The 22,422-nt window shown below is 72.2% G+C and carries 20 protein-coding genes and 1 pseudogene; 14 read left to right on the top strand and 7 right to left on the bottom strand.

Annotated features, from left to right (window positions below; translation table 11 throughout):
- Window positions 1-75: 75 nt before the first annotated feature.
- Window positions 76-327 (bottom strand): hypothetical protein, encoded by a 252-nt coding sequence (locus AB0M11_RS17290; RefSeq protein ID WP_365706147.1) that lies wholly within the window; start codon window positions 325-327, stop codon window positions 76-78.
- Window positions 328-461: 134 nt separating this feature from the next.
- Between AB0M11_RS17290 and AB0M11_RS17285 the strand changes: the two genes are divergently transcribed.
- On the top strand, window positions 462-1,484 hold the full coding sequence (locus AB0M11_RS17285) for an SDR family oxidoreductase (RefSeq protein ID WP_365706145.1): 1,023 nt from the start codon (window positions 462-464) through the stop codon (window positions 1,482-1,484).
- Between the two features lie 182 nt (window positions 1,485-1,666).
- Here the strand turns inward: AB0M11_RS17285 and AB0M11_RS17280 are convergent.
- The 4 genes and pseudogenes from AB0M11_RS17280 to AB0M11_RS17265 form a co-directional block, all read right to left on the bottom strand.
- Window positions 1,667-2,683: pseudogene (locus tag AB0M11_RS17280) on the bottom strand (WYL domain-containing protein); the annotation flags it as partial.
- 234 nt (window positions 2,684-2,917) lie between these two features.
- The gene (malQ, locus tag AB0M11_RS17275) at window positions 2,918-4,963 is read right to left on the bottom strand and encodes a 4-alpha-glucanotransferase (RefSeq protein ID WP_365706143.1); all 2,046 of its coding nucleotides are present in this window, start codon (window positions 4,961-4,963) and stop codon (window positions 2,918-2,920) included.
- Window positions 4,964-5,173: a hypothetical protein gene (locus AB0M11_RS17270; protein WP_365706157.1), complete on the bottom strand. Its 210-nt coding sequence runs from the start codon at window positions 5,171-5,173 to the stop codon at window positions 4,964-4,966.
- Window positions 5,174-5,423: 250 nt separating this feature from the next.
- Complete coding sequence (locus tag AB0M11_RS17265; protein ID WP_365706141.1) at window positions 5,424-5,981, bottom strand: hypothetical protein; 558 nt, start codon at window positions 5,979-5,981, stop codon at window positions 5,424-5,426.
- Between the two features lie 99 nt (window positions 5,982-6,080).
- Here AB0M11_RS17265 and AB0M11_RS17260 point away from each other — a divergent pair, with 99 nt between their 5' ends.
- Complete coding sequence (locus tag AB0M11_RS17260) at window positions 6,081-6,779, top strand: TetR/AcrR family transcriptional regulator (protein ID WP_365706139.1); 699 nt, start codon at window positions 6,081-6,083, stop codon at window positions 6,777-6,779.
- Window positions 6,780-6,900: 121 nt separating this feature from the next.
- Here the strand turns inward: AB0M11_RS17260 and AB0M11_RS17255 are convergent, their stop codons facing one another.
- The gene (locus tag AB0M11_RS17255) at window positions 6,901-7,437 is read right to left on the bottom strand and encodes an HNH endonuclease (RefSeq protein ID WP_365706137.1); all 537 of its coding nucleotides are present in this window, start codon (window positions 7,435-7,437) and stop codon (window positions 6,901-6,903) included.
- 352 nt (window positions 7,438-7,789) lie between these two features.
- On the opposite strand from AB0M11_RS17255, the gene AB0M11_RS17250 reads away from it, so the two are divergent.
- Both AB0M11_RS17250 and AB0M11_RS17245 read left to right on the top strand, forming a co-directional pair.
- A complete protein-coding gene (locus AB0M11_RS17250; RefSeq protein ID WP_365706135.1) occupies window positions 7,790-8,893 on the top strand; it encodes a mechanosensitive ion channel family protein in 1,104 nt (367 codons plus the stop codon).
- 136 nt (window positions 8,894-9,029) lie between these two features.
- Window positions 9,030-9,650 carry a Uma2 family endonuclease gene (locus AB0M11_RS17245; protein WP_365706133.1) on the top strand — a complete coding sequence of 207 codons (621 nt, stop codon included), beginning with the start codon at window positions 9,030-9,032 and terminating at the stop codon, window positions 9,648-9,650.
- Window positions 9,651-9,662: 12 nt separating this feature from the next.
- Here AB0M11_RS17245 and AB0M11_RS17240 read toward each other — a convergent pair whose 3' ends face one another.
- Window positions 9,663-10,193 (bottom strand): hypothetical protein, encoded by a 531-nt coding sequence (locus AB0M11_RS17240; RefSeq protein ID WP_365706131.1) that lies wholly within the window; start codon window positions 10,191-10,193, stop codon window positions 9,663-9,665.
- Window positions 10,194-10,510: 317 nt separating this feature from the next.
- Between AB0M11_RS17240 and AB0M11_RS17235 the strand changes: the two genes are divergently transcribed.
- The 10 genes from AB0M11_RS17235 to AB0M11_RS17190 all read left to right on the top strand — a co-directional run bounded on the left by AB0M11_RS17235 (window position 10,511) and on the right by AB0M11_RS17190 (window position 22,421).
- Window positions 10,511-11,338 (top strand): hypothetical protein, encoded by an 828-nt coding sequence (locus tag AB0M11_RS17235; RefSeq protein ID WP_365706129.1) that lies wholly within the window; start codon window positions 10,511-10,513, stop codon window positions 11,336-11,338.
- A gap of 327 nt (window positions 11,339-11,665) precedes the next feature.
- Entirely contained in the window at window positions 11,666-12,877 is a 1,212-nt protein-coding gene (locus AB0M11_RS17230) for an ROK family transcriptional regulator (protein ID WP_365706127.1), read from the top strand.
- A gap of 66 nt (window positions 12,878-12,943) precedes the next feature.
- The gene (locus tag AB0M11_RS17225; protein WP_365706126.1) at window positions 12,944-14,287 is read left to right on the top strand and encodes an ABC transporter substrate-binding protein; all 1,344 of its coding nucleotides are present in this window, start codon (window positions 12,944-12,946) and stop codon (window positions 14,285-14,287) included.
- Window positions 14,288-14,294: 7 nt separating this feature from the next.
- The gene (locus AB0M11_RS17220; RefSeq protein ID WP_365706124.1) at window positions 14,295-15,263 is read left to right on the top strand and encodes a sugar ABC transporter permease; all 969 of its coding nucleotides are present in this window, start codon (window positions 14,295-14,297) and stop codon (window positions 15,261-15,263) included.
- 2 nt (window positions 15,264-15,265) lie between these two features.
- The gene (locus tag AB0M11_RS17215) at window positions 15,266-16,162 is read left to right on the top strand and encodes a carbohydrate ABC transporter permease (RefSeq protein WP_365706122.1); all 897 of its coding nucleotides are present in this window, start codon (window positions 15,266-15,268) and stop codon (window positions 16,160-16,162) included.
- A 7-nt stretch (window positions 16,163-16,169) separates the two neighbouring features.
- Window positions 16,170-17,438, top strand: coding sequence for a 6-phospho-beta-glucosidase (locus AB0M11_RS17210; protein WP_365706120.1), 1,269 nt, complete (start codon window positions 16,170-16,172; stop codon window positions 17,436-17,438).
- Window positions 17,429-18,400: a BadF/BadG/BcrA/BcrD ATPase family protein gene (locus AB0M11_RS17205; protein ID WP_365706118.1), complete on the top strand. Its 972-nt coding sequence runs from the start codon at window positions 17,429-17,431 to the stop codon at window positions 18,398-18,400. The genes AB0M11_RS17210 and AB0M11_RS17205 overlap by 10 nt, the downstream gene beginning before the upstream one ends.
- A 244-nt stretch (window positions 18,401-18,644) precedes the next feature.
- Window positions 18,645-19,994, top strand: coding sequence for a hypothetical protein (locus AB0M11_RS17200; protein ID WP_365706155.1), 1,350 nt, complete (start codon window positions 18,645-18,647; stop codon window positions 19,992-19,994).
- Between the two features lie 14 nt (window positions 19,995-20,008).
- Entirely contained in the window at window positions 20,009-21,049 is a 1,041-nt protein-coding gene (locus AB0M11_RS17195) for a glutamate ABC transporter substrate-binding protein (protein ID WP_365706153.1), read from the top strand.
- A gap of 46 nt (window positions 21,050-21,095) precedes the next feature.
- Window positions 21,096-22,421 carry a hypothetical protein gene (locus AB0M11_RS17190; RefSeq protein WP_365706116.1) on the top strand — a complete coding sequence of 442 codons (1,326 nt, stop codon included), beginning with the start codon at window positions 21,096-21,098 and terminating at the stop codon, window positions 22,419-22,421.
- The last annotated feature ends 1 nt before the right edge of the window (window position 22,422 follow it).

Here is a 22,422-nt window from a genome sequence, read left to right as displayed (position 1 = left end):
ATGTGCGGTTACTTCTGGACGCCCGGTACGTACGGGAGCCGACCGGCGCCCTCGGTGGAGCAGGGAGCCTCGGACCTACGCCTTCGCCTTCGGCTTGGTGACCCGGACCTTGGACTTGTCCAGCACCATCACGAGGCCGGCGATGACCGCGAACAGCACGAGCGGGGTCAGGACGTAGAGACCCAGCGTCTGGATGACGCTCAGGCCCTTGCCGGGGTCGTCACCGTCGTCACGCGCGAGCGCGAGGGCGGGCGACGACATGAGCAGCATCATCAGCGTCGTACCGGCAGCCAGGGCGCCGGCGCGCAGGGCGTTCTTCTTGTCCACGAAGCCAAAGTTAGCTGGCCCGTCCGGGGGACGCGCGCCCGGGGGTACCTCAAGGCCGCCACCGTCCGGCGCCGGCGCGGATCGCCGGAAAAGAGTGACGCGAACTGTCACCTTTGACGGGCACCGTGAGTGGCATGGAGCAGGACAGCAGCACCACCCATGCCAGCACCACCCAGGACAGCAGCACCCAGGGCATCGGCACGCAGGAGACCCGCACCCGGGACATCGGCGGGGACGGCCCGCTCGCCGGCCGGATCGCGCTCGTCGCCGGGGCCACCCGCGGCGCCGGGCGGGCCCTCGCCGTCGAACTCGGCCGGGTCGGCGCCACCGTCTACGTCACGGGCCGCACCACCCGAGGTCACGCCAGCGAGGTCGGCCGGACGACGGAGACCATCGAGGAGACCGCGGAGCTGGTCACGGCGGCAGGCGGCACCGGCGTCGCCGTCCCCACCGACCATCTGGCCCCGGACCAGGTCCGGATCCTCGTCGAGCGCATCGACCGCGAACAGGGGCGGCTCGACATCCTCGTCAACGACCTGTGGGGCGGCGAACACCTGCTCGTCGGCTCCGTGTTCGGCAAGAAGAGCTGGGAGACACCGCTCGCCGACGGCCTGCGCATCCTGGACCTCGGGGTGCGCTCGCACGTGATCACCGCCGCGCTCGCCCTTCCGCTCCTGGTCCGCTCGGACGCGCCCCTGCACGTGGAGGTCACCGACGGCACGGCGGCCTTCAACCGCCGCTACCGCGAGAACCTCTACTACGACCTCGCGAAGAACGCGCCGATCCGGATCGCCTTCGGGTTGGGCCAGGAGCTGGCGGAGTACGGCGGCACGGCGGTCGCCGTCACGCCGGGCTTCCTGCGCTCGGAGCAGATGCTCGCCCATTTCGGCGTGACCGAGGAGAACTGGCGCGACGCCGTCGCCCGGGATCCGCACTTCGCGGTCGCCGAGTCGCCGTACTACCTCGCCCGCGCCGTCGCCGCGCTCGCCGCCGACCCGGACCGGGCCGCCCGCTGGAACGGCGGGTCCACCTCCAGCGGGGAGCTCGCCAGGGCTTACGGGGTACGGGACGTGGACGGCAGCCGGCCGGACGCCATGGCCTACTTCGAGGACGTCGTGTTCGGCGGGAAGGCCGGCTCGCCGGACGACTACCGCTGATCCACGACCGACCCGCCGTCGTCCTGCGCCTTCCCCGGCGGCCGGTCCCCAGGCGACTGCTCGACCGGCGGCCGGTCCCCAGGCGACTGCTCCACCGGCGGCCGGTCCCCAGGCGACTGCTCCACCGGCGGCCGGTCCCCAGGCGACTGCTCCACCGGTGGCCGGTCCCCCGGCGCCGCGTCGTACAGCGCGGCCAGGGCCCGCGCGTGCTCGCGGAAGCGGGCGCGCAGGCCCGCCGGGGCCAGCACCTCCACGTCCGCGCCGAGTCCGGTGAGCTGGCCGAAGGCCACGTCCTCCGACTCCACGGGAATGTCGAGCGTGACCCGCCCGGCGGCGTCCGGCACGCCCGCCGCCGCGGCCGCCAGCGTCTCGCCCGCCCCCGCCGGGTCCACCACCGCGGGCAGGCGGCGCAGGCCGCGCCCGGTCAGCCGCACGGTGACGGTCGTGCGCAGCAGCGCCCGTGCGAACGCGTCCGCGTGGGCCTGCCAGTGCGCGGCGAGGTCGAAGGACGGGTCGCGGACGAAGGGTCCGTCGGCGCCGGGCGCGGGCGAGAGCGCCGTGACGCGGTCGACGCGGTAGGTGCGCCAGGCGCCCTCCCGGCCGGTCGTCCGCTCGGCCGGGACCCGGCCCACGACGTACCAGACGCCGGCTTTGAGGACGAGCCCGTACGGCTCCAGGAGGCGGGTGACCGTGCGGGGCGGCGTGCCGTCCCGGGCGGGTCGCGCGTAGGCCAGCTCGACGGTGCGGTCGGACCACACGGCGCGCGCCAGCTCCGGCAGGAGTTGTGGTGCCGACGGTTCGCGGAACCAGGCCGGGGCGTCCAGGTGGAAGCGGCGCTCCGACGACTCGGCGGCCGCGCGCAGTGAGGGCAGCAGGGTGGCCGACAGCTTCAGCCTTGCGGTGTCCGCCGCGTCGGACAGACCCAGGTCGCGCAGGGCGGTGGGCAGACCGGAGAGGTAGAGCGTCTCCGCCTCGGTGGGGTGCAGCGTGGTGAGCCGGGTCCGGTGGCCCGGCGCCAGCCGGTAGCCGCCCGCGCGGCCGCGCTCGGCGCGGATGGGAACGCCGGCCTCCTGCAGCGCCTGGGCGTCGCGGATCACCGTGCGCCGGGAGACGTCCAGCTCACGGGCGAGGGAGTCGGCGGTCATCCCGGGGCTCGACTGGACGAGAAGCGCCATGCGGATCAGACGGGCGGCACGCATGGCTCAAGGATCGCGGACCGGCACCCGAACACCCGCCGGACCCCCGACCTCGCCCCTCGCGCTCGCCCCTCACCGCAGGCCGCCTGCCCCGACCCCGGACACCCCCGGCACCCGAACACCCGTCGGACCCCCGACCCCGGACACCGCCGGAACCCGACCGTCGCCCCAGCCCCCGACCCCCGACCCCCGGTCGCCGCCGGTGGCCGGGGGCGCGAGGCCCGAGGCGGGTCGTCGTCATGCCGTGGACGGGCCGTCCGTGTGCAGGGTCCGGAACAGCGCCCGGACTCGCTCGGAGGCCGTCAGTTCCTCCAGGGTCACCGGGCGGCCCTTGGTGTCGGCGATGGGCAGCCGCCAGTTCGGGTACTGGTCCCAGGTGCCGGGGAGGTTCTGCGGGCGGCGGTCGCCGACCGTGTCCGGGAACCAGACGCCGATCATGCGGGCCGGGGTGCGCAGCAGGAACCGGTGAACGGCGCGGATCTCGGCCTCCTCGTCCCCGGACTCGGACACGGCGAGCAGGCCGAGGCGGGTCAGCAGGGCCAGCCACTCCGCGATGTCGGCCGCCGCCTCGGCCCGTTCCTCCGCGAGCGGGCGGGTGAGCAGGCCGAGCCGGTCGCGGAGTTCGACGTGCTCGCCGGTGAGGCGGGCGGCGGTGGGCGGCAGGTCGTGGGTGGTGGCGGTGGCGAGGCAGTCGGCACGCCAGCCTTCCGGGGGCAGCGGGCGGCCGTCGCCGTCCCAGTCCCGTTCGAACCAGAGCACGGAGGTGCCGAGCACGCCGTGCCGCTGGAGCGTCTCGCGCACCCCCGGCTCCACCGTGCCCAGGTCCTCGCCGATCACCACCGCTCCGGCGCGGGTCGCCTCCAGGGCCAGCAGGGCGAGCATGGCCTCGGCGTCGTAGCGGACGTAGGTGCCCTCGGTGGGCGGCCGCCCCTCGGGCACCCACCAGAGCCGGAACAGGCCCATCACGTGGTCGATGCGCAGGGCGCCCGCGTAGCGGAAGAGGGCGCGCAGGAGTTCGCGGAAGGGGGCGTGGCCGGAGGCGGCGAGGCGGTCGGGGCGCCAGGGCGGCAGGCCCCAGTCCTGGCCGCGGGCGTTGAAGGCGTCGGGCGGGGCGCCGACGGACATCCCGGCGGCGAAGTGGTCCTGCTGGGCCCAGGCGTCGGCGCCCGCGGGGTGCACGCCGACGGCGAGGTCGTGCACGATCCCGACCGGCATGCCGGCCTCGCGGGCGGCGCGCTGGGCTGCGGTGAGCTGGGTGACGGTGAGCCAGGCGAGGCGGGCGTGGAAGCCGACGCGGTCGGCCAGCTCGGCGCGGGCGCGGGCGGTCTCGGGTGAGCGGGGGTCGCGCAGGGCCTCGGGCCAGCGGTGCCAGTCGGAGCCGTGCCGTTCGGCGAGCGCGTACCAGGTGGCGTGGTCCTCCAGGGCCTGTCCCTCCGCGGCGCGGAAGGCGTCGTAGGCGGCCTGCCGGTCGGGCGTGAGGGGCGCGGCGGCCGCCGTCTCCAGCGCCTCCCGCTTCAGCTCCCACACGGCGTCCCGGTCGATGAGAGCGCCCTGGTCGAGGACGGCGGAGCGCAGCTGCCCGGCCCGGTCCGCGACGGCGGGGTCCGCGGCGTACTCGGGGACGGCCTCCGGCCGCAGGTGCACCGGGTCGGGGAAGCGGCGGGAGGAGGGGCGGTAGGGCGAGGGGTCGGTCGGGGCTCCGGGTACGGCCGCGTGCAGGGGGTTGACCTGCACGAACCCCGCTCCGGCCGTGCGTCCGGCCCAGTCGGCCAGCCGGGCGAGGTCGCCGAGGTCGCCCATGCCCCAGGAGTGGCGGGAGAGCAGCGAGTAGAGCTGGACGAGGATGCCGTAGGAGCGGCCGGCGGGGGTGGGCAGCCGGTCGGGGGCGACGATCAGGTGGGCGCGGGCGGTACGGCCGTCGGGCGCGGTGGCGGTCACCAGGTGCGCGCCGGGCGGCAGGTCCCGCACGTCGTCCTTGCTCTGCCCGTCCTCCGTCCGCACCTGGAGCCGGGTGCCTGCGGGCAGGCCGAGGTCGGGTTCGCCGGTGCCCGCCCAGTGGACGACCGTCGGGGGCAGCAGCCGCGCGGCGAGTTCCCGCTCCCGGTCGGCGAGGGCGGTGCGGACGGCCTCCGGGCCGCTCGCGTCGACGCCCAGGGCGCCCAGTACGGCGATCACGGCACCGGCGGAGGCGGCGACCGTGCGGTCCGGGGCCGGGCTGTAGGAGGTGGCGACGCCGTGCAGCTCCGCGAGCCGGCACAGCCCCGGGTCCAGGGCTTCGTTCATCTACAACCCCGGCTCGCTGGTCAGCGGCACCGCGTCGGCCAGCGGCGGTTCGCTGGTGAGGGGCTCGGCGACGGGCAGCGGCGGCTCACTGGTCAGCGGTGCCTCGGCGCACGCGCTCTCGGCGCTGAACACGCACAGGTCGGGCTCCTCCTCGGCCCGCACCGGGGGTTTGAACTGGGCCGGGATCGGATGATGAACCGTTGCGGCCACGGCGGCCTCCTCGTCTGACGTCGGGTACGGCGGCGAACGCCGGGTCGAAGGAGCCCTACCCCGTCGGCGCGAGGGCACGCGTGACGACGGGACCGCGCGCCGCGCGAACCGACCGCGTCCGGGCGACCGACAGAGACGGCGTGCGACTGTCGCGCCCCATCGGAGCGACCTGCGACCCGAGCCGGACCTCGGCGGGCATGTCCCGGCTCGCACGCCGCGGCCGGCCGGAGCGGTCCTCGGGCGGGGCGGGTCAGCTCCTGGAGGTCGGGCGGGGCAGGCGCAGCGCCGAGACGAGGAAGAAGATCCCGCCGAAAGCGGCGTAGCCCGCGAGGGCGGTCAGCGAGGGGTCGTCCTGTGCGGCGCTTCGGATGAAGGACGCGCCGGCGAGGACGGAGATGCCACCGCTGAGGATCATCGCCCACTGGCCGCCCATCGGCCGGCGCGCGACGCCCACGAGGAGCTGGACGAGGCCGGAGACGATCGCCCACGCGCCCCAGACGCGCAGCACGTCGGCGACGCCCGAGGTGCCGGCGATCGCGAGGCCGACGGCGGCGAGCACGCTGACGGCCATGTTGGCGTACAGGCCCTTGAGCGGCCCGGCGGCGCGCGCCGACCTCGCGTCGACGACGGCCGCGGCCACGTCGAAGGCGGGATAGACGAACAGCAGCAGCCTGGCCCCGGTGGTGAGCCCGGAGCCGGACACCAGCAGGAGCGCGGCCCACGCGGCGGCGAAGAGGAAGCGGACGACGTACAGCCGGCGCAGCGAGGGTGCGGCGGCGAGGGGCTCGGCGGAGGCGGTGGATGCCATGGGTACTCCAGTGACCAAGAGGTAGGTAGAACGCTCTTTCTCTTTTGACCCTGGCACAGACCCTCCACGAAAACAAGAGAGAGCGTTCTACCCGCTACCATGGGCGGCATGACGAAGACGGAAGCCGCCACAGGCACCGGCAGGCGAGCCTCCGCGGCCCGGGAACGGCTCCTGAGGACCGCCGGACAGCTCTTCTACGCGGAGGGCATCCACAAAGTGGGCGTCGACCGCCTGGTCGCCGAGGCGAAGGTCACCAACGCCACCTTCTACCGCCACTTCCGCAGCAAGGAAGACCTCGCCGTCGCCTACCTCGGAAGCGTCGACCAGGCGATCCGCACCCAGATCGGCTCCCTGACGGCCGCGGACCTGCCGCCCGACGGCATCCTGCGGGGCATCGGCGCGTCCCTGGTCGAGCAGATCCGCTCACCCGGTTACCGCGGATGCGCCTTCCTCAACGCCGCAGCGGAGTTCCCCGACCCCGAGCACCCGGTCCACCGGGCCGTCGTGCAGCACCGCGCATGGTTCCTGCAGACGATCACCGGACTGTTCGCCGAGATCACGGCCGCCCAGGCCGAGCACGCCGGGCGGCACTTCGTCATGCTCCGCGACGGCGCGATGAGCGCCGGCTACCTCGGCGACCCCGTCGCGGCCGGTGAGACCCTGCTGCGCGGTATCGAAGGACTGCTGCGGGTCCACGCCGCCCGCGGGCTCGACGAGCAGGCCGCCCCCGCACCCGGCCGGGCCGCCCCGCCGGGCACGCTGGTCGCCGGCATCGAGTGCGCGCCGCGCGGCACGTGACGTACGAGGCGAGCGGATCGCGACCGTCCAGGCGAGCCGGCCCGGCCGTGGGGCACTCCGTGCACGGCGGAAGGCCCCGTGGCCGGACGGACAGCCACGGGGTGTGCGAAGGCCCGGATCGTCAGGCGGAGATGCCGTCGATCCGGGCCAGGGCGTCGTCCGCGCCGTACGGCTGCAGGTAGGGCAGCCAGCGCGGGTCCCTATGGCCGGTCCCGATGATGCGCCAGGCGAGGCCGGTGGGCGGGGCCGGTTTGTGGCGCAGCCGCCAGCCGATCTCGAAGAGATGCCGGTCGGCCTTGACGTGGTTGCAGCGGCGGCAGGACGCCACCACGTTGTCCCAGGCGTGCTGACCCCCGCGGCTGCGCGGGATGACGTGGTCGACGCTGGTTGCGACGCCACCGCAGTACATGCACCGGCCCCCGTCGCGCGCGAAGAGCGCCCTGCGGGTGAGAGGAACGGGCCCCCGGTAGGGAACCCGTACGAATCGCTTGAGCCGGACCACGCTGGGTGCGGGGACTGTGACGGTCGCGCTGTGCATATAGGCGCCGGATTCCTCCAAGGCGACAGCCTTGTTCTCCAGGACGAGGACGAGCGCGCGGCGGAGCGGTACGACGCCGAGCGGCTCGTACGACGCGTTGAGGACCAGGACATGCGGCACGGGTGCCTCCTTGGGCGTCGGCGGCGCGTGGCTCGCGCCGGGACGATCTGTGGCCAGTCTCCCCTCCTGCCTGGTGGACGCGCCACCATCTCCCGGTAACGGGCTGGGAGTGTTTTCGACCACACCGCATTCATCCCCCGGTCGCGCCCCTTTTCAAGCAGACCTGTTCAGACCGTGGCGAGAAGCGGGCGTGAGCACGGTCTCTCCTTCTCCTAACGGCCGGGCCCACACACGATGCCCCGTTAGTGTGGTGTTCCTGTCCGTCCGGTGACCTTTCCGTGACCTTGAACGCCGTGCCCGACCCTGATCGCCGTACCGGAGGGCAGTACCGCACCGCCTGGAGGTACCCGCCGTGTCCTTGCCCGCCGTCCTACTGGCCGCCGGTTCGTCGCCGTCGCCGAGCCCCTCGGGCTCGACGGCCCCGGCGGTGCCCACGCTCCAGGACGCCCAGGAGAGCGCCACCAACGCCGCGAGCTGGGTCGAGCAGAACTGGTCGACCTGGCTGGCGATCGGGCTGAAGGTGCTGCTGATCCTGGTGATCGCGGTGGTGCTCAGAAGGGTCGTGCTGCGGGCGATCACCAAGCTCATCGACCGGATGAACCGGACCGTCGAGTCCGCCGAGGGCACGACCCTCGGCGGGCTGCTGGTCAACGCCGAGCGGCGGCGGCAGCGCTCGCAGGCGATCGGGTCCGTGCTGCGGTCGGTGGCGAGCTTCGTGATCCTGGGCACGGCCGCGCTGACCGTGCTGTCGGCCTTCCAAATCAACCTCGCGCCGCTGCTGGCCTCCGCCGGTGTCGCCGGTGTGGCGATCGGTTTCGGCGCCCGGAACCTGGTCACCGACTTCCTGTCCGGCGTGTTCATGATCCTGGAGGACCAGTACGGCGTCGGCGACACCATCGACTCCGGGGTGGCCTCCGGGGAGGTGGTCGAGGTCGGCCTGCGCGTGACCAAGCTGCGCGGGTCGAGCGGTGAGATCTGGTACGTCCGCAACGGCGAGATCAAGCGCATCGGCAACCTCTCGCAGGGCTGGGCCACGGCGGGCGTCGACGTCACCGTGCGGGCCAGCGAGGACCTGGACAAGGTACGCGCCACCCTGGACGAGGTCGCCGAGAAGATGTCCAAGGAAGAGCCCTGGAACGAGGTCCTGTGGAGCCCCATCGAGGTGCTCGGCCTGGACTCCGTGCTCATCGACTCGATGGTGGTCCGCGTCTCCGCGAAGACCATGCCGGGCAAGGCGCTGGCCGTGGAGCGCGAGCTGCGCTGGCGGATCAAGCGGGCGTTCGACGCGGCGCACATCCGCATCGTGGGCGGCGAGACGGCGGTACTCCTGGACGAGGAGACCCCCGACCGCACGGACGCGGTGGCGGCGCCGTCGGTGTTCGCCGACTCGGACTCGCCGCAGGTGGCGGCGACGACCCCGATCACTCCGCCGCGGTCGGCGACGGGCGGCCGGTAGCGGAACGGTTCAGCACGCTCGTTCGAGTGAACGGTGGGGCATTCCGGCGTCCTACGACGCCCGGGGTGCCCCATCGTTCTGCCGGGGCGCCCGGCGCGGGCTTAGCCTGGCACCAGTGCGACAAGGAGACCCAGGGATGAGCGCCGAACCGATCATGGAGAAGGTCATGACGGAGCAGGACCCCATCGATCTGTTGATCGCGATCGAGGAGGCGTCGGTGGCGCCGATTCGACCCGAGTACGTCGAGGGGACGGTCATCGTGCCGCCGCAACCGAACAACCAGCACAACGCTGGTGCCTTCAAGCTCGCTGTCCAGTTCTTCACGGCGGGGTTCGACCTGGCGGGCATGGGCAATGGCTATCGAGGAGCGCACCAGGACGGCAGCACGACGGCCCTCGTCATCCCTGACTTCTACGTGCTGCGACGCAATCCGACGGAACTCGACGAGGCCTACCGCAAAGCCCACAAGGGCTGGTACCCCATCGACATGGTTGCGCTGGTCGGCGAGGTGACGTCGACCAACCACGCGGTCGACACCGGCGCCAAACTGGCGACCTATGCCGCAGTCGGCATCCCCGTCTACGTCCTCATCGACCGCCACGCCGGGACCGCCCACTGCTACACCGACCCCGTCCTCCCCGGCGACGACCCCACCGAGGCGTACTACAGGACCGACGAGAAGGTGAGCCTCGGCGACCCGCTCCCCCTCCCTGCCCCCTACCCCACCCTGGACACGGCTCCCTTCCTCGGCGACTGAGCGGCCCTCGGCTCAACGGCCCGCCACCGCGCGCACTATCGCGCAGAGCGCCGTGAACGCGGCCCCCCGGAAGAGGCCGTGCTCCAGGTTTCCGGCGGCGCTGACCTCCACATGCGCCTCGCCCGTGACGGCGATGTAGGCGACCTCGCCCTGTACCGACACCCGGGTGCGGTACGGGTGCCACCGGAAGCGGAGCGGGTTGCCGCCGGTGAGATCCGACGCCCGCCGGGCCGCCTCCAGCCGGGCGCGGACGCGGTCGAGCGGGATGCCGGTGACGGTGTGGGTCTGGGTGCCGTCAAGCAGCCCCTCGGTGGCCTCGACGCCCAGTTCGCGGGCGCAGCGCACCAGGGAACGGGTCCGCCAGGCCGCCCACAGCGGGCAGGCCACTGCCACGACCGCCGGGAGCGCGGTCGCCTCGCGCAGCGCCGACCAGGTGAGGCCTTCGTCCATGACGGCGATGACGTACATCCCCAGCACCAAGGGCACGGAGTCGACGAAGCCGCGCCGCAGCAGCCGGGCGAACAGCCGTCTTCGGTGGGCCACGCACATCCCCGTTCTCCGGGTTCTCCGGGTTCTCTGAGTTCTCCGGGTTGTCCGGGTTCTGCTGGTCGGCAGCCGGACCACCAGCAGGAAACGGTGAGAGGGGCCGTCTCCGCCAGCGCGAACGAAGATCGTGACGCAGCCGTGATCACGAATCGGCCTGTGGCCGGATTCAGACGGTGCTGCGGACGGCGATGCAGACGGCCTTCACAGGACCCCCGCACTCCCCCGTCCGCGTGATGATCTATGGTCGCCCCACCACGGGCCCTTGATCTGGAGCGCGACGTCGCCCCGGGGGCCCGTCTCGAATGTGGGGATACATGAGAAAGCTCGCCATAGGCACCGCCCTGACCGGTGCCCTGGCCCTGGCCGGCATCGCGGCGCCCGCCGCCTCCGCGGCCACGCCGAACCTGGTCTTCTCCGCCGTGACCGTGAACAAGGGCAAGGCGATCGTCGTCGGCACCGCCAAGACGGTGAGCGTGCCGGTGACGTACACCATGACCCGGCCCGCCGACCTGGTCATCGACAACAAGAAGACGTTCGCCGCGGTGATCCTCTACCGCGGCACCCTGCGGGCGCTCGACAACGAGCTGGACCCGACCACCATGCCCGCCTGCACGACGACCGCCACCACGGACACCACGGTCACCGAGAGCTGCTCCGAGACCATCCAGGTCGCCCCGGGCCTCGACCTGTTCGAGGCCGGGGACGCCACCACCTGGAAGGCCGGGGGCCTGTACGCCCACACCGACGGCACCGCCTCGGACGACTTCCTCAGCGCCGAGTCCGACGTGGCCATCTGGGGCAACCTGACCACCGCGAAGGTGCAGCGCGCGGCCAGGCTGACCGCCGACGCCTCGCCGGAGCCGGTGGCCAAGGGGAAGACGATCACCGTCCGGGGCAAGCTGACCCGGGCGGACTGGGAATCCACGTCGTACAAGGGCTACTCGGGGCAGAAGGCCGTCCTGCAGTTCCGCGCCGCGGGCAGCACGACCTACACGAACGTCAAGGGCATCACCTCCGGCACCGGCGGCGCCCTCTCCACCACGGTGAAGGCGTCGAAGAGCGGCTACTACCGGTACGTCTTCGCGGGTACGGCGACCACCGCGGCGGCGACGGCCACCGGGGACTACATCGCGGTGAAGTGACGTTCCTGCTCAGCAGCCGTCCACACACCGCAGGGCCCGTCCGGATCTTCCGGGCGGGCCCTTCCCATGCCCCTTCGCTCCGTCCTCGGCGCCGCCCTCCGCATCGCCCTCGGCGCCGCCCTTCACATGTCCAAGCCCAGGTAACGACTGGGTTGCCGCCCTTGCGGGCTATTGACGACCCCCGTCCGGCGGCCTACGTTTTCCAGCCAACAGGAAACTTTCCTAACAGTGATCAGCCGGGTGGACGGCCGAAGCCGTGCACCCGGCTGGACCGAAGCCCCAGGTCACTGGGAAACTGAGCGGCTGGAAAGGCAGGTGTCGAACCCCATGGCAGGAACCGCCGGTACGCCGGGCACCCCGCGTGTGCTGCGCGCCATGAACGACCGCGCCGCACTGGACCTGCTGCTGGAGCACGGCCCGCTCTCGCGCACCCGGATCGGCAAGCTCACCGGCCTCTCCAAGCCGACCGCCTCCCAGCTGCTGGCCCGCCTGGAGGCGGCCGGACTGGTCCTGGCGACCGGCACCAGCGAGGGCCGGCCGGGCCCCAACGCCCAGCTGTACTCGGTGAACCCGAGCGCGGCCCACGCCGCCGGCCTGGACGTCAACCCGGGCCGGATCCGAGCCGCCGTCGCCGACGTCACCGGCCGTACCGTCGGCGAGTACGAGCTGCCGACCCCCGGCCGCCGCTCCGCCCAGTCCGTCGTCCGGCAGGTGACCGACGCCCTCGACGGCGCCGTGAAGGCGGCCGGGCTGGCCCGGGACGACGTGCACCGGGTCGTCATCGGCACGCCCGGCGCCTTCGACCCCAACACCGGCCGGCTGCGGTACGCCTCGCACCTGCCCGGCTGGCACTCCCCCGCACTGCTCGACGACCTCGCCGCCGCGCTGCCGATGCCGGTCGAGTACGAGAACGACGTCAACCTCGCCGCCATCGCCGAACAGCGGCTCGGCGCGGCCCGCGGCCACGGCGACTTCGTGCTGCTGTGGAGCCAGGAGGGCCTCGGCGCCGCCCTGGTCCTCGGCGGCCGGCTGCACCGCGGCTGGACCGGCGGCGCCGGCGAGGTCGGCTTCCTGCCGGTGCCGGGCACCCCGTTGGTCCGCCAGGTCACCAAGGCCAACAGCGGTGGCTACCAGGAGCTCGCCGGTTCGCAGGCCGTGCCCCGGCTGGCGCGCGAGCTGGGCATCGAGGACCTGCCGGACGGTCCGTACGACGAGGTGGCCGCCGAACTCGTCGCGCGCGCCGCCGACCACGCCACCGGGCCCTACCACCAGCTTCTGCGGACCTACGCGACCCGGCTCGCCACCGGTCTGGCCTCCCTCGTCTCCGTCCTCGACCCCGAACTCGTCGTCCTCAGCGGCACCGCCCTGACCTCGGGCGGCGAAGTGCTGCGCGCCCTCGTCCAGGCCGAGCTGGAGGAGCTGGCGGCCGCGCGGCCGCGGCTCGTCGTCGGCGACGTCCGTACCCACCCCGTGCTGCGCGGCGCGCTGGAGAGCGCGCTCGCGACCACCCGCGACGAGGTCTTCGACACCTCGCGCTGAGCCCCCGCAGACCCCCGCACAGCCAGTTCCTTCCCTCGCTCACCGCCCGCCCCGGGAGATCTCGCCATGCCCATACCCTCAGCTGCCCGAAAGACGGCTTTTGCCCTGACCGTGGCAGTCAGTTCGCTGGCCCTGCTCACCGCCTGCACGGGTCAGTCCTCCTCCGGAGCCGACGACGACGCCTCCGCGAACACCACCATCAACTTCTGGCACGCCTGGAGCGCCCCGAACGAGGTGAAGGCGGTCAACGCGCTGATCGCCGGCTTCGAGAAGGCGCACCCCAACATCCACGTCAACGTCGTCAGCAACATGACCGACGACAAGATCAACCAGGCGCTGCGCAGCGGCGGCGACAAGGCCCCGGACGTCATCTCGTCGTTCACCACCAACAACGTGGGCAAGTTCTGCTCCTCGGGCGCGCTGGTCGACCTGAACCCGTTCTTCAAGAAGTCCGGCATCGACCCGGAGACGACGTTCCCGAAGGCGATGAACGAGTACACCCAGTACGACGGCAACCGCTGCACGGCGCCGCTGCTCGGGGACGCGTACGGCCTCTACTACAACAAGACGGCGTTCCAGAAGGCCGGCATCACCAGCCCGCCGAAGACGTGGACCGAGTTCAAGGCGGACGCCAAGAAGCTGACGATCGACCAGGGCGACAGCTACAGGCAGCTCGGATTCATGCCGGACTACCACGGCTGGGAGACCACGACCGAGCACTACGCGGCGCAGTTCTCGCCGACCTACTTCACCGCCGACGGCAAGTCGGACATCGCCAAGGACCCCGCCTTCACCGAGGCGTTCACGCTGCAGAAGGACCTTGTCGACGAACTCGGCGGCTTCCAGAAGCTGGAGAAGTACCGGGCGACGCTCGGCGACGAGTGGGGCGACAAGCACCCCTTCCAGACCGGTCAGGTCGCCATGCAGCTCGACGGCGAGTGGCGGCTCGGCATGGCCCTCGCGACCAAACCGAAGTTCGACATCGGCGTCGCCCCGCTGCCCGTGCCGGACGACCAGGTCGCCCAGTACGGCAAGGGCTACATCACCGGGACCATCGCCGGCATCGCCGCGAACAGCAGGAAGCAGAACGCGGCCTGGGAGTTCGTCAAGTACATCACCACGGACACGGACGCGGTGGTGAACTTCTCCAACGCCATCCACAACGTGCCCTCCACGCTGGCCGCCCTGAAGTCGCCGAAGCTGACGTACGACCCGCGCTTCAAGACGTTCCTGGACATCGCCGCCAACCCGAACTCCACGACGTCCCCCGCCTCCGTCAACGGCGGTGTGTACCTGACGACGATCCAGAACTTCGGGTACGACTACGAGAGCGGCAAGGTCAAGGATCTCAAGTCCGGCCTGGAGGCCACGGCCAAGCAGATCGACACCGACATCGCGCAGGCGAAGTAGGACCGCGATGAGCACCGTCACACTGGCGTCGAAGCGCCGCAGGTCCGACCTCGCGGCGAAGCGCAGGAAGCAGGCCCTGCGCACCGTCGCCTTCATGTCGCCCTGGCTGATCGGGTTCGCGGTGTTCTTCGCCTACCCGTTGATCTCCACCGTCTACTTCTCCTTCATGCACTACGACGGCTTCAAGGCGCCGACGTGGACCGGGACCAAGAACTGGACGTACGTCTTCGAGCACTACCCGTACTTCTGGCCGGCGCTGCGCAACACCCTGTGGCTGGTGATCGTGATGGTGTCGCTCCGGGTCGTCTTCGGCCTCGGCGTCGGCATGCTCATCACGAAGATCAAGACGGGTACGGGGGTCTTCCGCACCCTCTTCTACCTGCCCTACCTGGCCCCGCCGGTCGCGGCGACCATGGCGTTCGCGTTCCTGCTCAACCCCGGGACCGGGCCGGTCAACTCGATCCTGGAGAAGATCGGCATCCCGGCGCCGGGCTGGTTCAACGACCCGACCTGGTCCAAGCCGGCCCTGACCCTGCTGGCCCTGTGGGGCGTGGGCGACCTGATGGTCATCTTCATGGCCGCGCTGCTCGACGTGCCGACGGAGCAGTACGAGGCGGCGGAGCTGGACGGCGCCTCCGCCTGGCAGCGCTTCCGGTACGTCACGCTCCCGAACATCTCGCCGATCGTGATGTTCGCGGTCGTCACCGGGGTCATCCAGACGATGCAGTACTACACGCAGCCGCTCATCGCCGGAAAGGTCGCCTCGGGCGTGATCCAGGGCGCGGGCACCCAGTTCGAGCCCGGCTATCCCGAGAAGTCGACGCTCACTCTTCCCCAACTGGTCTACAACCTCGGCTTCCAGCGCTTCGACTACGGCTCCGCGTGTGTCGTCGCCCTCGTGCTCTTCGCCCTGTCCATGGTGTTCACCGCGTTCCTGATGCGGCGCCGGGGCGGTCTCATCCAGGCAGGTGACTGACGATGACCCAAGTGCTGGACCGGCCGGCGGAGCTGAAGAAGGCGCCGGTGTCGGACGCCGAACGCACCGCACGCCGCAAGGAGGTGCTGAACTGGGTGGCGGTCCACTCGCTCGGCGTCGCCGCCGCCCTGTTCTTCACCCTGCCCTTCGTGTTCGTGTTCCTGACCTCGCTGATGAGCGACAGCCAGGCGCTGAGCCGGGACCTGATCCCGCACACCTGGGAGTGGGGCAACTACCGGAAGGTGTTCGACACCCCGGGCTTTTTGATCTGGTGGAAGAACACCCTGATCTACGCGGGCCTCGGCACCGTGCTGACCGTCGTGTCCTCGCTCCCGGTGGCGTACGCGCTCGCCAAGTTCCGCTTCCGCGGCCGCAACCTGTCCCTGATGCTGGTGATCTCGATGATGATGCTGCCGCCGCAGGTCGTCATCATCCCGATGTACCTCTTCTGGGCGAAGCAGCTGGACCTCTCCGGCACCCTGTGGCCGCTGATCGTGCCGATGGCGTTCGGCGACGCGTTCTCCATCTTCCTGCTGCGCCAGTTCCTGATGACGATCCCGAACGAGTACCTGGACGCGGCGAAGGTGGACGGCTGCGGTGACCTCAGGACGCTGCTCAGGGTGGTGGTCCCGATGGCGAGACCGGGCATCGCCGCCGTCGCCCTCTTCCAGTTCTTCTACGCCTGGAACGACTACTTCGGCCCCCAGATCTACGCCTCGGAGAACCCGGGCGCCTGGACCCTGTCCTACGGCCTGGAGTCGTTCAAGGGCATGCACCACACCGACTGGAACCTGACCATGGCCGCGACCGTGCTGGTCATGGCCCCCGTGATCCTCGTCTTCTTCTTCGCCCAGAAGGCGTTCGTCGAGGGCGTCACGCTCACCGGAGTGAAGGGTTAACCCTTTTATGAAACTCACCGTGGTCGGCGGAGGCTCGACCTACACCCCCGAACTCATCGACGGATTCGCCCGCCTGCGGGACACCCTGCCCATCGAGGAACTGGTCCTCGTGGACCCGGCCGCCGAACGCCTGGAACTGGTCGGCGGACTGGCCCGCCGGATCTTCGCCAGGCAGGGCCACGACGGCCGCATCGTCACCACCTCCGACCTGGACGCGGGCGTCGAGGGCGCCGACGCGGTGCTGCTCCAGCTGCGCGTCGGCGGCCAGGCGGCCAGGCAGCAGGACGAGACCTGGCCGCTGGAGTGCGGCTGCATCGGCCAGGAGACCACCGGCGCCGGCGGCCTCGCCAAGGCGCTGCGCACGGTCCCCGTCGTCCTGGACATCGCCGAACGCGTCCGCCGCGCCAACCCGAACGCCTGGATCATCGACTTCACCAACCCGGTGGGGATCGTGACCCGCGCCCTGCTCCAGGCCGGCCACAAGGCGGTCGGCCTGTGCAATGTGGCGATCGGCTTCCAGCGCAAGTTCGCGCACCTGCTCGGCGTCACGCCGTCCGAGATCCACCTGGACCACCTCGGCCTCAACCACCTCACCTGGGAGACGGCGGTCCGTCTCGGCGGCCCCGAGGGCGAGAACGTCCTGCCCAAACTGCTCGCGGAGCACGGCGACACCATCGCCGCCGACCTGAAGCTGTCCCCCGCGCTCCTCGACCGCCTCGGCGGCGTCATCCCCTCCTACTACCTGCGCTACTACTACGCGCACGACGAGGTGGTGCGGGAGCTGCGCACCAGGCCGTCCAGGGCGGAGGAAGTGGCCGCCATGGAGAAGCAGTTGCTGGAGATGTACGGCGACCCGGCCCTGGACGAGAAGCCGGAGCTGCTCGCCAGGCGGGGCGGCGCCTACTACTCGGAGGCGGCGGTCGACCTGGCAGCGGCCCTGCTCGGCGGCTCCGGCAACCCCTACCAGGTGGTGAACACCTACAACGGCGGCACGCTGCCCTTCCTCCCCGACGACGCGGTGATCGAGGTCCAGGCGGCGGTGGGCCCGGCGGGTCCGCGGCCGTTGCCCGTCGGGGACGTCGACCCGCTGTTCGCCGGGCTCGTCGCGAACGTGACGGCCTACGAGGAGCTGGCCCTGGAGGCGGCCCTGCGCGGCGGCCGGGACCGCGTCTTCCGGGCCCTGCTGTCCCATCCCCTGATCGGCCAGTACGAGTACGCCGACGCCCTGACCGACCGACTGATCGCGCACAACCGGGAGCACCTCGCGTGGGCCTGACCGCAAGTGTCCTCGCCATCGACGCGGGCAACAGCAAGACCGACGTCGCGGTGGTGGCGGCGGACGGCGAGGTCCTCGCCACGGCCCGGGCCGGCGGCTTCCGGCCGCCGGTGGTGGGCGTGGAGCAGGCCGTGGACGAGGTGGCCACGGCGGTCGCCGAGGCGTACGGCGCCGCCGGGGTCACCTCGGCCGCCCACGTCTCGGCGTGCCTGGCCAACGCCGACTTCCCCTTCGAGGAGGAGCAGCTGGCCGCCGCGCTGGCCACGCGCGCGTGGGGGGCGACGGTGGCGGTCCGCAACGACACCTTCGCGATCCTCAGGTCCGGCGTCACCGAGCCGCGCGGGGTCGCCGTCGTGTGCGGCGCCGGCATCAACTGCGTCGGCATGCGCCCCGACGGCCGTACCGCCCGCTTCCCCGCCCTGGGCCGCATCTCCGGTGACTGGGGCGGCGGCTGGGGACTGGCGGAGGAGGCCCTGTGGCACGCGGCACGCGCGGAGGACGGCCGCGGCGCGGACACGGCCTTGGCGCGCGCCCTTCCGGAGTACTTCGGGTACGGCAGCATGCTCGCGCTCATCGAGGCGCTGCACCGGGAGGAGGTCGAGCCGGTCCGGCGGCACGAGCTGACGCCGGTGCTGTTCGCGACGGCGGCCGACGGCGACCCGGTCGCCCGGTCGGTCGTGGACCGGCTGGCGCAGGAGGTGGTGGCCATGGCGATGGTCGCGCTGACCCGCCTCGATCTGCTGGACGAGGAGACGCCGGTGTTGCTGGGCGGTGGGGTGCTGGCCGGCGGCCATCCACAACTGGACGACGGAGTGCGCGAGTTGCTGGCGGCGCGGGCGCCGAAGGCGGTACCGAGGGTGGTGACGGCACGACCGGTGCTGGGCGCTGCGCTGCTGGGGCTGGACGCGGTGGGGGCGGGAGCCGATGTGCAGGGGAGGCTGCGGGCGTACTTCGAGGGGTGAGCCGGGATGGGGCGCTACCAGCCCCTACCGGCTCGCGCCCCGGAAACGCACCGTCACCACCCCTCCGGAACCGAACCGATGCCCCCGGCGTATTCATGGGCAGGGGTTCCGCTGCGATCCGATCAAGATCCAGTGAAGGCCGGTGCCGAATGTCAGTCCGGGCGGCGATACTGGGCGGCGACCGGATGACCATGGGGGAGGTCACGTGACACACCCGCCGACGAAGAGCGCGGCACCGCCGGGCGTGCCCGCGCAGCGGGCCGGCTCCCCCACGCCGCCCCGCCGCACCGCGTTCGCCGAGGGCGCCGACCGGCTCCGTGCCGCCGCCACCACCGAGCCCGGCCGGCTCCGCCTCATCGGCGCCGTCCTGGCCGCGCTGATCGTCGCGTTCGGCGCCGTCACCGCCTGGCAGATGACCGACCGCGCGGCCGCCGCCGACGACGTGCTGCACCGCAGCCAGCCGCTCAGTTCGGGCGCCGCCGACATCTACCGTTCGCTGGCGGACGCCAACACCACCGCCTCCAGCGGCTTCCTGGCGGGCGGTCAGGAGACGGCCGCCTCCCGTGCCCGGTACGAGAACGACATCACCACCGCCGCCGCCAAGCTGGTCACCGCCGCCGCCAACTCCGAGCCCGGTTCGCCCTCGGAGGCGGCCGTGGCGAAGCTGAACACGCTGCTGCCGGAGTACAAGGGGCTGGTGGAGCGGGCCCGGGTGTACAACCGGCAGGGTTACCCGGTCGGCGGCGCCTACCTGCGGTACGCGAACGAGAAGATGGAGCAGGAGATGCTCCCGGCCGCCGAGGATCTCTACACGAAGGAGAACGCGCGCCTCGCCTCCGACTACGCGGACGCGACGCCCTACCCGTGGGCGGCGATCGTCCTCGGGCTCCTCGCGCTCGCCGCGCTCGGCTGGGCCCAGCTGCGCCACTACCGCCGTACGAACCGCCTGCTGAACCACGGCCTGGTCGCGGCCTCGGCGGCCACCGTCGTCACGCTGCTGTGGCTGGTCGTCGGCCACACCGTGGCCCGGGTCGGCCTGGACGACTCCTACGACCACGGCGTCCGCTCGCTGACCGTGCTGCACGACGCGCGGATCGCGTCCCTGAAGGCGCGGGGCAACGAGAACCTGAGCCTGGTGGCGCGCGGCGCCGAGACGGTCACCGTCGGCGGCCGGACGTACGACGCGTACTACTACGACTTCGACAAGGACATGACCGCGCTCGGCAAGGGCCTCACCGAGGCGGCGGCGCTCGCGGACGACACGGCGGGCAGCAAGCCGGTGGCGGCGGCCGAGGGCGGCATGAAGGTGTGGAAGGAGCGGCACGCCGACGCCCGCACCGAGGACGAGAACGGCGACTACCAGGCGGCGCTGGACAAGGTGATCGGCACGAAGGACGCGACCGCCGAGTGCTTCGACGGCGTCGACACGAACCTGAAGACCGCCCTTGCCCATGAAGAGGCCCGGTTCAAGGAGCAGGCCACCCAGGGCCGGGACGCCATGGCCGGGCTGCCGATCGGTGCCGCCATGCTGGGAGTCGCGGCGGCGGCCGGCGCGCTCTTCGGCATCGGACGCAGGCTGTCGGAGTACCGGTGAGAGGGGGCGTGGCGATGTTCGTGCGGCGGATGAGGGTCTCCCTGCGCGGCTGGGGCGGGGTGGGCGCGATGGCGGTCGGCTGCGTCCTGGCGCTGGCGTTCGTCCTGCTGCTGCCGCTCACGCAGTCCGGCGGTGCGGGCGGGCGGGGCGCGGGGCTCGGCGGGCCGGGGCTGGCCACCGGCAGCCCGGCCAGGGCCGACGACTGCGTCGACTCCCAGGCGCAGAACGAGACCTGGTCGCCGTCGGGTGCGGACGGCCCGACCATAGCGGCCATCAAGGCGCGGACCGGCGCCAAGCGGAAGCTGGTCGTCGGCGTCGACCAGAACAGCTACCGCTGGGGCTACCGCAACCCGAACACCTCGGACGCGGAGCTGGAGGGCTTCGACATCGACCTGGTGCACCGGATCGCCCAGGACATCCTCGGCGACCCGGACGCGGTGCAGTTCAAGGCGATACCGACGAGCCAGCGGATACCGGCGATCCAGGACGGACGCGTCGACATGGTGGTGCGCACGATGACCATCAACTGCGACCGGCTGAAGGACGTCGCGTTCTCCGCGCCGTACTTCAAGACCGGGCAGCAGGTCCTCGCCCCCAAGTCGTCGTCGATCACGGGGTACAACGGCACGCTGGCGCACAAGAGGATCTGCACGGCGGCCGGTTCGACGGCGTACGCGAAGCTGGACGCCGACCGGAAGGCCGGGAGGCTGGTCGCCTCGGCGGACATCTCCACCACCGTCCCCAACCAACTCGACTGCCTGGTACGGCTGCAGCTCGGCGAGGTCGACGCGGTGGTCACCGACGGCGCGCTGGCCGCCAGCCAGGCCGCCCAGGACCCGACGGTCGAGCTCAAGGGCGCCGCCTTCACGACCGAGTACTACGGGGTGGCGATGAAGAAGGACGCGACCGATCTGGTGCGCCGGGTCAACCAGATCCTGGTGGAGTACCGGTCCGACGGCTGGCAGGCCTCGTACGACAAGTGGCTCTCGGCGACACTGGGAGCGGACTCGTCGGCGTCGAAGCCGCCCGCCGCGCAGTACCTGCGCACGAGCTGACCCGCATCCGCCGGCCCAGCACCGACTAGAGAGCGAGAGGTGATCGATGGGCGTCACGGACCCCGCCGGGCCGGTGATGGACCGGGACGAGGTGGACCGTGCGCTGGCGCGGCTCGGCGCGGAGCACGAGGCGATCGAGACCTCGCTGCTCGCCCTGCAGGACCACGCGGGCCGCAGACTCCTCGAAGGCGCCGAGCTGACCGGGACGACCCGGGAGCGCTGGACGGCCGCCGAGGCCTCGATCACCCTGCTGTGGGCCTATTTCGACGCCTACACGGACGCGTTGCGGGCCGCCCGGGAGATCAGGTCCCGGCGCCGCTGGTCCAGCCGTGAGGACCTGGTGGAGCTGACCGAGCTGCTGCGCGGCGAGTCGGTGACGGTGGCGGGCAGCGCGACGGCGACGGCGAACGCGCCGACCCTGCTGTCGGCGGCCGGCCGGCTCAGCGAGCGGTTCTCGCTGGCGGCCCTGGTCGAGCGGATGAACGAGCTGTACGCGACCTCGCTGGACATGGTCGTCACCGCCGACGCGGTGTGGTCGGCGCTGCCCGCGCGGATCGATTTACTCGCCGCGGAGCTGCAGCGCACCCGCAAGCTGGCGCACTCGGTCGGCGTGCGCCCCGGCGAGCACCCGGCGGGCGACGACCTGGAGCGCATCACCCGCACCCTGACCAGGCTCCGCGAGGAGGTGGTCTCCGATCCGCTGGCGTTCTGGGTGCCGACGCCTGGGAGTTCGGCGCCCGGCGGCGGTCGTCCCGACACCGCGGTGTACGACCGGGAGGCGCGGGCGCTGGAGGAGGTCCGGCGGGAGATCGAGGCCGTGCTGACGGTACGGCAGGACGCCGAGGCCCGGCTGATCAAGCTGCGGGACGTGCTGTCCCGCGCGGACCGCACCCTCGCCGAGGCGCGCACGGCGCGGGTCGAGGTGCTGGCGAAGATCGCGGCGACCGAGGTGCCGGTGGTCAGCGGCCCGCCGACCGCGCTGCAGGAGCAGCTGGCGACGGCCGCCGAGTACCGCAGGGGGGGCCAGTGGCACCGCCTGTCGCCGCTGCTGGAGTCGCTGGAGCAGAAGGCGGAGGACGAACTGCTGCGCGCCCGTGAGTCGTTGACGGCGGTCACCGCGCCGCTGGCGGTCCGCGCGGAGCTGCGCGGCCGGCTGGACGCGTACAAGGCGAAGGTGGCCCGGCACGGGCTGGCGGAGGACCCGTTTCTGGTCGAGCGGTACGACGCGGCCCGGCGGATGCTGTGGAGCGCGCCCTGCGACCTGCGGGTCGCGGAGCAGGCGGTGCTGCGCTACCAGCAGTCGGTGGCCGAGGCGCTGGGGGCGCCCCGGGTCCCGCGGCAGAGCGGGCCCGAGGACCGGAGGGGGGAGTAAG

It is taken from the genome of Streptomyces sp. NPDC051987, assembly GCF_040680735.1.
Classification (GTDB): Bacteria; Actinomycetota; Actinomycetes; order Streptomycetales; family Streptomycetaceae; genus Streptomyces.
The sequence above is the reverse complement of the archived record's forward strand: the minus strand, read 5'-3'. Positions and strand labels throughout refer to the sequence as shown.

Coding starts and splice junctions, on each gene's coding strand:
- AB0M11_RS17285 (WP_365706145.1), top strand. CDS start 462: ATGGAGCAGGACAGCAGCACCACCCATGCCAGCACCACCCAGGACAGC.
- malQ (WP_365706143.1), bottom strand. CDS start 4,963: ATGAACGAAGCCCTGGACCCGGGGCTGTGCCGGCTCGCGGAGCTGCAC.
- AB0M11_RS17265 (WP_365706141.1), bottom strand. CDS start 5,981: ATGGCATCCACCGCCTCCGCCGAGCCCCTCGCCGCCGCACCCTCGCTG.
- AB0M11_RS17260 (WP_365706139.1), top strand. CDS start 6,081: ATGGGCGGCATGACGAAGACGGAAGCCGCCACAGGCACCGGCAGGCGA.
- AB0M11_RS17245 (WP_365706133.1), top strand. CDS start 9,030: ATGAGCGCCGAACCGATCATGGAGAAGGTCATGACGGAGCAGGACCCC.
- AB0M11_RS17235 (WP_365706129.1), top strand. CDS start 10,511: ATGAGAAAGCTCGCCATAGGCACCGCCCTGACCGGTGCCCTGGCCCTG.
- AB0M11_RS17230 (WP_365706127.1), top strand. CDS start 11,666: ATGGCAGGAACCGCCGGTACGCCGGGCACCCCGCGTGTGCTGCGCGCC.
- AB0M11_RS17225 (WP_365706126.1), top strand. CDS start 12,944: ATGCCCATACCCTCAGCTGCCCGAAAGACGGCTTTTGCCCTGACCGTG.
- AB0M11_RS17220 (WP_365706124.1), top strand. CDS start 14,295: ATGAGCACCGTCACACTGGCGTCGAAGCGCCGCAGGTCCGACCTCGCG.
- AB0M11_RS17215 (WP_365706122.1), top strand. CDS start 15,266: ATGACCCAAGTGCTGGACCGGCCGGCGGAGCTGAAGAAGGCGCCGGTG.
- AB0M11_RS17210 (WP_365706120.1), top strand. CDS start 16,170: ATGAAACTCACCGTGGTCGGCGGAGGCTCGACCTACACCCCCGAACTC.
- AB0M11_RS17195 (WP_365706153.1), top strand. CDS start 20,009: ATGTTCGTGCGGCGGATGAGGGTCTCCCTGCGCGGCTGGGGCGGGGTG.
- AB0M11_RS17190 (WP_365706116.1), top strand. CDS start 21,096: ATGGGCGTCACGGACCCCGCCGGGCCGGTGATGGACCGGGACGAGGTG.